Annotated in this window: 1 protein-coding gene; it reads left to right on the top strand. The window is 70.8% G+C overall.

The features are described 5' to 3' along the window. Positions 1–14497: non-ribosomal peptide synthetase (locus QH290_RS00895; protein WP_280381699.1), on the top strand; the 14497-nt coding region annotated here is incomplete at both ends.

Genomic DNA, 14497 nt, shown 5'->3' on the forward strand with positions numbered 1-14497 from the left:
ACAGGTGACTCATCTGTTCATCACCCCGGCGGCGTTGGCGACGCTGGATCCGGCGGGTCTGGACAGTCTGCGGGTGCTGGCCGTCGGTGGTGAGGCGTATTCGCCCGAGCTGCTGGCGAAGTGGGCCATCCCGCTCGGCGACGAGTCGCTGCCGGACCGGCCGGTGCGCCAGTTCCACAACATCTACGGGCCCACCGAGACCACGATCGTGGTGAATATCGGTGAGCCGCTGCTGCCCGGTGACGCGCTGACGATGGGTGGCCCGAACCGGGGCATGCGGTCGCTGGTGCTGGACAGCCGGTTGCAGCCGGTGCCGGACGGTGTCGCGGGTGAGCTGTATATCGCGGGTCCGCAGGTGACGCGTGGTTACCACGCGCGTGCGGGGTTGACCGCGGATCGGTTCGTGGCGAACCCCTTCGGGGACATGACTGGCGGGACTGGCACAGCAGGCACGGCGATCGGGGCTGGCACAGCAGGTGCGGGGGGCGCAGCGGGTGAGCGGATGTATCGCACCGGCGATGTGGTGCGGTGGACCTCGCGCCCGCGACCGGGCGGGCGGACCGAGTACCGGCTGGAGTACGTGGGCCGCTCCGACTTCCAGGTCAAGGTGCGCGGCTTCCGCATCGAGCTGGGCGAGATCGACACCGCCCTGACCGCGCACGAGACCGTGGACTTCGCCGCCACCATCGGCCACACGAATGCCGCGGGCGCGGTCGTGCTGGTGTCGTATGTCGTTGCGGCGCCGGGCCGTTCGATCGATACCGCGGTCGTGAAGGCACACCTCGAGGAGCGGGTGCCGACCTACATGGTGCCCTCGTCGATCATGGTGCTCGACAGCATTCCGCTGACCCCGGTCGGCAAGCTGGACCGCCGCGCGCTGCCGGAACCGGTCTTCGAGACCGATACCGAGTTCCGGGCTCCCCGTAACCCGCTGGAGCAGACCATCGCCGAGGTCTTCGGCGAGGTGCTGGGCGTGGCACGGGTCGGCGTCGACGACTCGTTCTTCGCGCTCGGCGGCGACTCCATCGTCTCCATTCAGCTGGTCTCGCGGGCCAAGGCACGAGGCGTGATCTTCACCCCGCGCGACGTATTCGAGCAGCGCACGGTCGCCGGGCTGGCGGCCGTGGCGGAAACCGGTGGCGCACCGGGCGATGCGAAGCCGGTGCTGGCGGAGCTGCCCGGCGGCGGCGTCGGCACCATGCCGCTGACGCCGGTGGTGAAGTTCATGGTGGAGCGGCCGGGCTCGTTCGGGCGCTTCAATCAGACGCTGGCGCTGGAACTTCCGGCCGGGATCGACCGCGAGGGCATCGCCGCGACCGCCGCCGCGGTCATCGACCGCCACGACATGCTGCGGGCCCGGCTGCGCCGGCACGGCGGCGCCGAGTGGATCGTGGAGACCGCCGCCTCCGGCACCGTCGATGTCGACGCGCTGATCGAGCGGGTCGAGTTCGACGCGGACGCAGACGACGAGGCGCTGTTCGAGATCGCCTCGGCCGCCCTGGATTCCGCGCTGGACCGCCTGGATCCCGAAGCGGGCGTGGTGATCCGGTTCGTGTGGCTGGAGCCCATCGGTGCGAGCGAGCGCACCGGGCGCCTGATCGTCGTCGCGCACCACCTGGTCATCGACGGTGTGTCCTGGCGCATCCTGGTGCCGGACTTCGTGGCCGCCTGGGGACAGCTGTCCGCCGGGCAGACCCCGGAACTCGCGCCGACCGGCACCAGCATGCGCACCTGGGCGCACGCGCTGGAGCGGCTGGCGACCGAGCGCGGTGACGAGATCGACCGCTGGCGCACGGTGGTCGACGGCCCCGATCCGCTGCTCACCGAGCGGCCGCTCGATCCCACCGTCGACGTCTCGGGCGTGCTCGAGCGGCATCGCCTCGAGGTATCGGCCGAGGCCACCCGCGCCCTGCTGACCACCGTTCCGGAGCTGTTCCACGGCGGCGTCAACGACGGCCTGGTGACCGCGCTGGTGCTGGCGCTGGCGAAGTGGCGGACGACCCGCGCGGCGCAGGCGCCGGTGGACGATTCCGTGCTGGTCCGGCTGGAAGGCCATGGGCGCGAGGAAGATGTGGTGCCCGGCGCGGATCTGTCGCGCACGGTCGGCTGGTTCACCGCGATCTTCCCGGTGCGATTCGAGCTGTCCGGCATCGACATCGACGCCGCGCTGACCGGCGGACCGGCGCTGGGCCCGGCGATCAAGGCGATCAAGGAGCAGCTGCTGGCGGTCCCGGACAAGGGGCTCGGCTACGGCCTGCTGCGCTACCTGAATCCGGAGACCGCGGCCCGGCTGCCCGAGCAGCTGCCCGGCCAGGTGAGCTTCAACTACCTGGGCCGGGTCTCCGAGGGCCAGGTCCCCGAGGCTCTGCGCGGATTCGGCTGGATCCCGGCGCCGGAACTCGGGGCGCTGGGCGGCGGCTACGACGCCGATATGCCCGTGATGGCGCCGCTGGACATCAACGCCATCGTGGTCGGCGATCAGCTCTCGGCCAATATCGGTTATCCCACAACGCTGCTCGATGCCGAGGCGGTCGCCGAGTTCGGGCGGCTGTGGGTCGCAGCGCTGGAAGCCGTGGCGCGGCACGCGGATTCGGCCGCGGCGGGCGGCCACACGCCGTCGGACTTCGTGCTGGTGCGGGTCACCCAGCACGATATCGACGGCTGGGAGCAGCGCTTCCCGTCGCTGAGCGAGGTGTGGCCGCTGTCGGCGCTGCAGGCGGGCCTGCAGTTCCACGCCCAGCTGGCCGCGGCCTCGGTCGACGTGTACACCGCGCAGGCGGTGCTCACCCTGACCGGACGGCTCGACTCGGCCCGGTTGCGTTCGGCCGCACAGGCTCTCGTCGATCGCTACGAGAACCTGCGGACCGCGTTCGTCACCGACGGCGCGGGCAATCCGGTGCAGCTGGTGCTCGACGACGTGCGCGTGGCGTGGGCCGAATTCGACCGCCGGGCCACCGGCGACGCGAGCGACCTCATCGAGGCCGACCGGATGCACCGGTTCGATCTCGCCGAGCCGCCGCTGATCCGGTTCACCCTGATCCGGGTCGCGGCCGACAGCTGGCGGCTGGCCGTGTCCAACCATCACATCCTGCTCGACGGCTGGTCGATGCCGCTGCTGATGCGGGATCTGCTGGTGCTGTACGCCACCCGCTCCGACACCGCCGCGCTGCCGCCGGTGCGGTCCTACCGCCACTTCCTGGAATGGGTTGCGCAGCAGGACCATTCGGCCTCGGTGCGAGCGTGGACGACCGCGCTGCGCGGCGTGTCCGAACCGACCCTGCTGACCCGGCCCGACGCCGGTCGCGAAATCACCGCCCTGTCCGGCGAATACGTCTTCGAACTCGACGAGGACGCCACCGCGCGGCTCACCGGGCTGGCGAGCGAGCTGGGTGTCACGGCGAACACCGTGCTGCAGGCGGCCTGGGGAATCCTGCTGGGCCGCTGGACCGGTCGCGACGACGTGCTGTTCGGCACCACGGTGTCGGGGCGGCCGCCGCAGCTGTCCGGCGTTGAATCCATGGTGGGCCTGTTCATCAACACCGTGCCGGTGCGGGTGCGCTTCGCCGAATCGGAGTCGGCGCGCGAGCTGCTGGTGCGGATCCAGGGCGAGCAGGCCGATCTGCTGGACCACCACTACGTGGGCCTCGCGGAGATCCAGGCCGCGGCCGGGGTCGGCGGACTGTTCGACACCCTGGTGGTGTTCGAGTCGTATCCCGTTGACGCCGAGGGCATTCAGCGGCAGGCCGCCGATATCGACGGCATGGCCGTGACGGGCCTGGACGCCACCGACGCGACCCACTACCCGCTCACCCTGATCGTGCAGCTCGACTCCCGGCTGCGCATTCGCGCCGGGTATCTGCGGGATCTGTTCGACGAGGACACGGTGCGCCGCATCGCCGACCGGCTGGTGCGGGTGCTCACCGCGATCACCGTCGAGCCCGATGCGGCCGTGGGCGGCATCGAACTGCTGGAGCCCGCCGAGCGCGAGCTGATCGTCTCCGGCTGGAACGCCACGGAATTCGATGTCGAGGCCGCGCTGTCCGAGCGCGCGGTCCCGGCCGCGACCCTGGTCGCGATGTTCGAGGCGCAGGCCGCGCGCACGCCCGACGCGCCCGCGGTGACGTTCGAGGGGACAAGTCTGTCCTATGCCGAATTCGCCGCTCGCGTACACAAGCTGGCGCGCTGGCTGATCGAGCGGGGCGTCGGCCCGGAGACCCTGGTGGGCCTGGGCATGCGGCGCTCGATCGACCTGGTGGTCGGCATGTACGCGGTGTCGGCCGCGGGCGGCGCGTACGTGCCGCTGGATCCCGAGCATCCGGCCGAGCGCACGCAGTACATCCTCGCGACCGCGGATCCGGTCTGCGTGCTCACCTCCGGCGCGGATCTGGACACCGACACCGCGCAGGTGCGCATCGATCTGCTGGAGCTGTCGGCGTATTCGACCGAGCCGGTGTCCGATGCCGAGCGGCGCGCGCCGCTGCGGCCCGGCAATACCGCCTACGTGATCTTCACGTCCGGGTCGACCGGGCGGCCGAAGGGCGTCGCGGTCACCCATGCGGCCATCGCGAACCGCCTGGTGTGGATGCAGTCGCAGTACGGGCTCACCGCCGACGATGTGGTGCTGCAGAAGACCCCGGCGACCTTCGACGTGTCGGTGTGGGAGTTCTTCTGGCCCTTGCAGATCGGCGCGCGGCTGGTGGTCGCGAAGCCGGACGGCCACCGCGACCCGGCCTACCTGTCGGAGCTGATCGCCGCGGAGGGCGTGACGGTGACGCACTTCGTCCCGTCGATGCTGACCGTGTTCGTCACCGAACCTGCTGTCGCGCAGTGCGGTTCGCTGCGGATGGTCTTCGCCTCCGGTGAGGCGCTGGCGCCGAAGTCGGCGCACCGCCTGCGGGAGCTGACCGGGGCGGAGCTGCACAACCTGTACGGGCCGACCGAGGCCGCGGTCGACGTCACCTATCACCGGGTGGTCGACGCGGACGTCGATGCGGTGCCGATCGGGCGGCCGGTGTTCAACACCCGGGTGTACGTGCTCGACGCGCGGCTGCGGCCGGTGCCGGAAGGCGTCGCGGGAGAGCTGTATCTCGCGGGCGACCAGCTCGCGCGCGGATACGTCGCGCGCACCGACCTGACCGCCGACCGCTTCGTCGCCAACCCCTTCGGGGCCGGAAACAATGGCACAACCGGCGCGGGGGAGCGGATGTACCGCACCGGTGACCTGGTGATGTGGACCGCCGACGGCGAGCTGCAGTACCTGGGCCGCACCGACTTCCAGGTGAAGCTGCGCGGCCAGCGCCTCGAACTGGGCGAGATCGAGGCCGCGCTCACCGCGCTGGACGAGGTCGCCCAGGCGGTCGTCGTGGTCCGTGGCGACCAGCACACCGGCGATCAGCTGGTGGCGTATGTCGTTGCCGCACCGGGCCTTTCGATCGATGTCGAGACGCTGCGCGAGGACCTGGGACAGCGGCTGCCGTCCTACATGGTGCCGTCGGTGGTGATGGATCTCGAGGAGCTGCCGCTCAATGCCTCCGGCAAGCTCGACCGCCGCGCGCTGCCCGCGCCGGTGTTCGAGGCGGCGACCTTCCGCGCCCCCACCACGCCGGTGGAGGAGATCGTGGCGGGCACCTTCGCGGAGGTGCTGGGCCTGGAGCGGGTCGGCCTGGACGACGACTTCTTCGCCCTGGGCGGCAATTCGCTCATCGCCACCCAGGTGGCGGCGCGACTGTCCTCGGCGTTGAACACGCAGCTGGGCGTGCGCGAGATCTTCGAGGTGTCCACGGTCGCCGCGCTGGCCGCGCGCGCCGAGTCGGGCGCCGGTGCGGGCGGCCGCAATCCGCTGGTGCCGCAGGAGCGCCCGGAGCGGATCCCGCTGTCGCTGGCGCAGCAGCGGATGTGGTTCCTCAACCGCTTCGACCCCGAGTCCGCGGTCGACAACATCCCGGTGGTCGTGCGGCTGTCCGGGCTGCTGGACCGGCAGGCGCTGCACATCGCGGTCGCCGACGTGCTGGCCCGCCACGAATCGCTGCGCACCCGCTACCCCGAGGTGAACGGCGCCGCCTACCAGGAGATCGTGCCGACCGGCCGGGTGATCCCGGATCTGACGCCGATCGAGGTCACCGAATCCGAACTGCCGCTGCGGCTTTCGGAGCTGGTCCTGACCGGATTCGATGTCACGGCCGAGCCGCCGTTCCGCGCGGGGCTGTTCGAGATCAGCCCGACCGAGCACGTGCTGGTCGTGGTCGTGCACCACATCTCGGGTGACGGCTTCTCCATGGGCCCGTTCGCGCGCGACGTGATGACCGCCTACGGCGCCCGCGTCGACGGCGGCGAGCCCGCCTGGCGCCCGCTGGACGTGCAGTACGCGGACTTCGCGATCTGGCAGCGCCAGGTGCTGGGTTCCGAGGACGATCCGAATTCGGTGATCGCCCAGCAGATCTCGTACTGGACCGAGGCGCTGGCCGGTGCGCCGGAGCAGCTGGACCTGCCGTCCGACCGCCCGCGTCCCGCCGTGGCGTCGGGCCGCGGCGGCATCCACAACTTCGAGATCAGCGCCGAGACCCAGGCCAAGCTGGCGGAATTGGCGCGCGCCCGCGGCGCGACCATGTTCATGGTGGTGCACGCGGCGCTCGCGGTGCTGCTGTCGCGGCTGAGCAGCGAGTCGGACATCTCGATCGGCACCCCGGTGGCCGGTCGCGGCGACAAGGCGCTCGACGACATGATCGGCATGTTCGTCAACACCCTCGTGCTGCGGACCGAGATCGACGGCGGCACCACCTTCGGTGAGCTGCTGCAGTCGGTGCGCGCCGGCGATATCGCCGCCTTCGGCCATGCCGACCTGCCGTTCGAGCGGCTGGTGGAGATCCTGAACCCGCGGCGTTCGCAGGCCCGCAACCCGCTGTTCCAGGTGATGCTGTCGCTGCAGAACAACCGCCCGACCACCCTGGAGCTGCCGGGGCTGACGGTCAGCGGTGTCGAACTGCCCACCGAGACGGCCAAATTCGATCTGGCACTGGAGCTCACCGAACAGCTGCGTGCGGCGGAGGCCACCGGTAACGGCGCCTCGGTCCCGGCGGGCATCACGGCCAAGTTCGTCTATGCCACCGACCTTTTCGACGACGAGACCGTGGCCGGTTTCGCGCGGCGGTTCGTCCGGATCCTGAAGGCCGTGGCCGCCACGCCGGACCGCCCGGTCGGCGACATCCCGCTGCTGGATGCGCGGGAGGCGGCGCTGCAGCTGCGCGGCTGGAACGACACCGCCGTCGAGATCGGTTCGCCCGCACCGCTGGTCGAGCAGTTCGCCGCGCAGGTGCGCACGACGCCGGACGCCATCGCCGTGGTCGATCGCTCGACCGAGGAGGGCCCCGCCACTGCGCTGACCTACGCGGAACTGGCGAGCCGGGTACATCGGCTGGCGCGCAGGCTGATCGAGGCGGGCGTCGGACCCGACGTCCGGGTCGCCCTCGGCATGCGGCGCTCGCTGGATCTGGTGATCGCCATCCACGCGGTGCTGGAGGCCGGTGGCGCGTATGTGCCGCTGGATCTGGACCAGCCCGCCGACCGCATCGCCTACGTGCTCGAGACCGCGGCCCCCGCCTGCGTGCTCACCACCGCGCGCGACGCGTTCGCGCCCGCGGACCTGCCGGTGCTCGCCACCGACGATCCGGACCTGTCCGGCTACTCCGATGCGCCGGTCACCGATGCCGAGCGGGTGGCACCGCTGCGCCCGCAGCACCTGGCCTACGTGATCTTCACCTCCGGCTCCACCGGCCGCCCCAAGGGCGTCGGGGTGTCGCATGCGGCGCTGCAGCACCAGATGCGCTGGCTCGTCACCGAATTCGGGATCGGCGCCGAGGACGTGGTGCTGTACAAGACCCCGGCGACATTCGACGCCTCGGTGTGGGAACCGTTGGCGCCCTTGCTGACCGGCGCCCGGGTCGTCGTCGCGACGCCGGACGGGCATCGCGACACCCGCTATCTGGCGGAGGTCATCGCCGCGGAGCGGATCACCCTGGCCTCGTTCGTGCCGTCGCTGCTGACCGTGTTCGCGACGACCGTGGATCCCGCCGCGCTGGGATCGCTGCGGGCACTGCTGGTCGGTGGTGAGGCCTTCACGGGCGAGGCGGTGAAGGCGTTCCGGCGGCTCGGCCTGTCCGGCGTCGAGCTGGTCAACCTGTACGGCCCGACCGAATTCACCGTCAACGCCACCTATTCGGTGGCGCCGGAGACCGTCGATGCCGCGCTGCCCGCGCTCCCGATCGGTGCGCCGGTGTGGAACACCCAGGCATACGTGCTGGATTCGCGGCTGCACCCGGTGCCGCCGGGCGTCGTGGGCGAGCTGTATCTCGCGGGTGCGCAGCTGGCGCGCGGCTACGTGGACCGCGCGGGCCTGACGGCGGAGCGGTTCGTCGCCAACCCGTTCGGCGACAACGGATCTCGCCTGTACCGCACCGGTGACCTGGTGGCGCGCGACGCCTCGGGGGCGCTGGTCTACCGCGGCCGCAGCGACTTCCAGGTGAAGCTGCGCGGCCTGCGGATCGAGCCGGGCGAGATCGAGTACGCGCTGCGCGCACACGATGCGGTCGCGCAGGCCGTGGCCCTGGTGCGCTCGGGCGACCGCACCGGCGATCGGCTGGTCGCCTACGTGGTGCCCGCCGAATCCGTGTCCGGCGACACCGATTTCGACGCCACGCTGCGCGCGCACCTGGCCACGATGCTGCCGTCGTACATGATTCCGTCGGCGATCGTGGTGCTCGACGCCCTGCCGCTGACCGCGAACGGCAAGCTCGACCGCCGCGCCCTGCCCGAACCGGCGTTCGAGGTCCGCGAGTTCCGGGCGCCCTCGACGCCGATCGAGGAGATCGTGGCGAACACCTTCGCCGATGTGCTCGGGCTCGACACCGGCGCGCGGGCGGTGGGCGTCGACGACGACTTCTTCGAGCTCGGCGGCAACTCGCTGATCGCCACCCAGGTGGTGGCCCGCCTGGGCAGCGCGCTGAACACCCGGGTGCCCGTGCGGCTGCTGTTCGAGGCGTCCACGGTCAGCGCACTGGCCGTGCGCGTGGAGGGCCAGGTCGGCTCGGGCCGCCGCGAGCTGGTGGCCGGACCGCGCCCCGCGCGGATCCCGCTGTCGCTGGCGCAGCAGCGGATGTGGTTCCTGAACCGGTTCGACCAGCAGTCCGCGGCCTACAACGTGCCGATGGTCGTGCGCTTGACCGGCGCGCTGGACATCGAGGCGCTGCGCGCGGCCGTCGAGGACCTGGTGGCCCGCCACGAGGTGCTGCGCACGGTCTATCCGGAGACCGACGGCCGACCCGTGCAGGTGATTCTGCCGGTGGCGCAGGCGCTTCCGGAGCTCGAGGTCCGGCCCGTCGCGCCGGATGCGGTCGAGGCGGCCGTGCTGGAGCTGACCTCGACGATCTTCGACGTCACCACCGAGGTGCCGCTGCGGGTCGCGCTGTTCGACCTCACCGACCGCGCGGCGGCACCCGAGGGGACCGGCGACTACGTCGTGGCGATGGTCATCCACCACATCTCCGGCGACGGCTCGTCGGCCGGACCGCTGACCCGCGACCTGATGACCGCCTACGCGGCGCGCGCCGCCGGGGAGGCGCCGGGCTGGGCCCCGCTGGCGGTGCACTACGCCGACTACAGCATCTGGCAGCGCGAGGTGCTGGGCAGCGAGGACGATCCGGAGTCGTTGGCGGCCAAGCAGATCGGCTACTGGAAGACCGCGCTGGCGGATCTGCCGGAGCAGCTGGATCTGCCCGCCGACCGCCCGCGGCCCGCGGTGCAGACCTTCGCGGGCAGCAAGGTCCCGGTCGAGATCGATGCCGAAATCCACCGTGCGCTGGGCGAATTGGCGCGGGCCGAGGGCGCGACGCTGTTCATGGTCGTGCACACCGCCTTCGCGGTGCTGCTGTCGCGGTTGTCCGGGACCGAGGACATCGCGATCGGTACCCCGATGTCCGGTCGCGGCGAGGCGGTGCTGGACGACCTGATCGGCATGTTCGTCAACACCCTGGTGTTCCGCACGCAGGTCGATGCCGGGGCCTCGTTCACCGACCTGCTGGCGCGGCAGCGCGAGATCGACATCCAGGCGTTCGCGAACGCGGATATGCCGTTCGAGCGGCTGGTCGAGGTGCTGAACCCGGTGCGTTCGACGGGGCGGCATCCGCTGTTCCAGGTCGGTCTGTCGTTCCAGAACCTGGCGCAGACCAGCCTGGAACTGCCCGGCCTGCGGGTCTCCGGGCTCGATCTCGACACCGGTCTGTCGCAGTTCGATCTGCACCTGATCATCGCCGACAACTACGGTGAGGCGGGCGAACCGGCGGGCCTGAGCGGCTTCCTCACCTACGCCACCGATCTGTTCGACCGGGCGACGGTGGAGCAGTTCGTGGAGCGCTTCGTGCGGCTGCTGGGCGAGATCGTCGCCACGCCGCGCACCGCGGTCGGCGACCTGGAACTGCTCGGTGGCGCCGAGCGGGATCGAATGCTGCTGGACTGGAACGACACTCGGCACGAGGTCGATCCGGAACTGCTGCTGGACGGCTATCGCCGCGCGGTCGCCGCGCATCCGGATCGGGTCGCGGTGGTCTACGAGGGTGCGGAGCTGACCTATCGCGAGTTCGACGAGCGGGTCAATCGCCTGGCGCGGCACCTGATCTCGCAGGGCGTCGGCCCGGAATCGCTGGTGGGCCTCGCGGTTCGGCGGTCGCTGGACCTGGTGGTCGGGATGTACGCGATCGTCACGGCCGGTGGTGCGTATGTGCCGCTGGATCCGGATCACCCGGCCGAGCGCATCGGATATGTGCTCGACACCGCCCGCCCCGTGTGCGTATTGACCGCCGCGCGTGACGGTTTCGAGGTTCCGGGCGAGGTGCCCGTCGTGGAGATCGACACCGTCGACCTGTCGGGCTTCGACGGTGGAGCGGTGCGGGCCGAGGAACTCCGCGGCCCCGTGCATCCGGACAACCCGGCCTATGTGATCTTCACGTCGGGTTCGACGGGTCGGCCGAAGGGCGTGGCGGTCTCGCACGGCGCGATCCACAACCAGATCACCTGGATGCTCACCGAGTACCCGATGGGCACCGACGATGTGTACCTGCAGAAGACCGCGACGACGTTCGACGTGTCGCTGTGGGGCTACTTCATGCCGCTGCGCGCCGGGGCCACCCTCGTGGTCGCGACCCCCGACGGCCATCGGGACCCGGCCTACCTGGCCGAAACCATTGCGGCGCAGCGGGTAACGGTCACCGACTTCGTGCCGTCGATGCTGACGGTGTTCGCCGCCCACACCCCGGCGGGCTCGGTGCCCACGCTGCGCGACGTGTTCGCGATCGGTGAGGCGCTGCCGCCGGAGACGGTGGCGGCGATGCGGGCCGTGACCTCGGCGACCGTGCACAACCTGTACGGGCCGACCGAGGCCGCGGTGTCGATCACCTACCGCCCCGCGACCGGGGACGAGCGCGGCAGCGTGCCGATCGGTGTGCCGCAGTGGAATTCCCAGGTGTACGTGCTGGATTCGCGGTTGCGTCCGGTGCCCGCCGGTGTCGCGGGCGAGCTGTATCTGGCCGGTGATCAGCTGGCGCGCGGGTATGTCACGCGGCCGGATCTGACGGCGGATCGGTTCGTGGCCAACCCCTTCGGGGACATGAACGGCGGCGGAGCCGCGGGCGAGGGCATGAACGGCGGCGGAGCCGCGGGCCAGCGCATGTACCGCACGGGCGACCTCGTGGTGTGGCGTGACGGTGGTGTGCTGGAGTACATCGGCCGCACCGATTTCCAGGTGAAGTTCCGTGGTCAGCGCATCGAACTGGGTGATATCGAATCGGCGCTGCTGGCGCAGCCCTCGGTGAGCCAGGCCGTCGCACTCGTGGTGCCCTCGGATCTGGGCGATCAGCTGGTGGCCTACGTGGTCCCGGCGCCCGGTGCGTCCATCGATCAGACTCGGCTGCTGACGGCGGCCGGGCAGACGTTGCCCGCCTACATGATTCCGGCCGCGATCGTCGCGTTGGACGCGTTCCCGCTGAACACCAGCGGCAAGCTGGATCGCAAGGCGCTGCCGCAGCCGACGTTCGCGCGGCGCGAGTTCCGGGCCCCGTCCACGCCGATCGAGGAGATCGTCGCCGGGGTGTTCGCCGATGTGCTCGGCGTGGCCCGCGTCGGTGCGGACGACGACTTCTTCGCGCTCGGCGGCAACTCGCTGATCGCCACCCAGGTGATCGCGCGCCTGGGCGCCGCGGTCGGCGCCCGGGTGCCGATGCGGACGCTGTTCGAGACGCCCACCGTGGCCGCGCTGGCCGCGGCGGTCGAGTCGCAGGCCCGCGGCGTGCGCACCGCCGAACTCGGCAGTGTCGAACGCCCCGAACGGATTCCGCTGTCGCTGGCCCAGCAGCGCATGTGGTTCCTGAACCGGTTCGACCAGGAGTCCGCGGCCTACAACGTGCCGATCGCGGTGCGGTTGACCGGCGCGCTGGATGTCGAGGCGTTGCGCTCGGCGATCGGTGATCTGGTCGCCCGGCACGAGGTGCTGCGCACCGTATACCCGGAGGTCGACGGCGCACCCGTGCAGGTGATCCTGCCGCCGGGACAGGCCGTTCCGGAGCTCGAGGTGCGTGCGGTCGCGCCGGAGGCGATCGAGGCGGCCGTGATCGGGTTCTTCTCGACCGGCTTCGATGTGACCACCGAGGTGCCGCTGCGGGTCGTGCTGTTCGAGATCGACAGCGCGGCACGGGAGTACGTGCTGGCGATGGTGATCCACCACATCGCCGGTGACGGCTCGTCCGCGGCCCCGCTTACCCGCGACCTGGTGACCGCGTACGCGGCGCGGGCCGCGGGGGAGGCGCCGGGCTGGGCGCCGCTGGCGGTGCAGTATGCCGACTACAGCGTCTGGCAGCGTGCGGTGCTGGGCAGCGAGGACGATCCGGAGTCGTTGGCGGCCAAGCAGATCGGCTACTGGAAGACCGCGCTGGCGGATCTGCCGGAGCAACTGGATCTGCCGTCGGATCGCCCGCGCCCCGCGACGCAGTCGTTCGCCGGTGGCAAGGTCGACGTCCACATCGACGCCGAGATGCACCGTGCGCTGGTGGAATTGGCGCGGGCCGAGGGCGCGACGCTGTTCATGGTCGTGCATACGGCGTTCGCGGTGCTGCTGTCGCGGTTGTCGGGGACCGAGGACATCGCGATCGGTACCCCGATGGCGGGCCGCGGCGAGGCCGCGCTCGACGACCTCATCGGCATGTTCATGAACACCCTGGTGTTCCGCACCCGGGCCGATGCGGGCGCGGCGTTCACCGAACTGCTCGCCCGCCAGCGCGAGACGGATATCCAGGCGTTCGCGAACGCCGATGTGCCGTTCGAGCGCCTGGTCGAGGTGCTGAACCCGGCGCGCTCCACGGCGCGGCACCCGCTGTTCCAGATGGGCCTGTCGTTCCAGAACATCGCGCTGCCGACCCTGGAGCTGCCCGGCCTGACGGTCGGCGCGATGGACATCGACACCGAGCAGTCGCAGTTCGATCTGCACCTGATCGTGTCCGACCGGTACGACGAGTCCGGCGTCCCGGCGGGCATCGGAGGCTTCCTGACCTACGCGAGCGATCTGTTCGACGAGTCGACGGTACGGGGCTTCGTGGACCGGTTGGTGCGCCTGTTCGGCGAGATCATCGCCGCGCCGCGGACCCCGATCGGCGACCTCGAGCTGCTCGACGGCGGCGAGCGCGATCGAATCCTGGTGGAGTGGAACGACACTCGTCACGACGTGGCGCCCGAACTGCTGCTCGACGGTTACCGCCGCGCGGTGGCCGAACACCCGGATCGTGTCGCGGTGTCCTACGAGGGCGCGGAGCTGACCTACCGGGAGTTCGACGAGCGGGTCAACATCCTGGCCCGCCGGTTGATCTACCAGGGTGTGGGTCCGGAATCGCTGGTCGGTCTCGCGGTCCGGCGGTCGCTGGATCTCGTGGTCGGGATGTACGCGATCGTGACCGCGGGTGGTGCGTACGTGCCGCTGGATCCGGATCATCCGGCCGAGCGCATCGCGCACGTGCTGGAGACCGCGCAGCCGATCTGCGTGCTCAGCACGACGGCCGACGCGGTGCCGGTGCCGGGCGATATTCCGGTGCTGCACATCGACACCGTGGATCTCGACGGGTTCGACGGCACCCCGGTGCAGCCCGACGAGCTGCTCGAGCCCCTGCATCCGGACAACCCGGCCTACGTGATCTTCACGTCGGGCTCCACCGGTCGCCCGAAGGGTGTCGCGGTCTCGCACGCCGCGATCCACAACCAGACGACGTGGATGCTGGCCGAGTACCCGATGGGTGCCGACGACGTCTACTTCCAGAAGACCGCGACCACGTTCGACGTGTCGCTGTGGGGCTACTTCATGCCGCTGCGCGCCGGGGCGAAGCTGGTGGTCGCCACGCACGACGGTCATCGTGACCCGGCGTATCTCGCGGAAACCATTGCCGCGCAGCGGGTTACCGTCACCGACTTC

This window comes from Nocardia wallacei (assembly GCF_029869545.1).
GTDB classification, from domain to species: domain Bacteria; phylum Actinomycetota; class Actinomycetes; order Mycobacteriales; family Mycobacteriaceae; genus Nocardia; species Nocardia wallacei_A.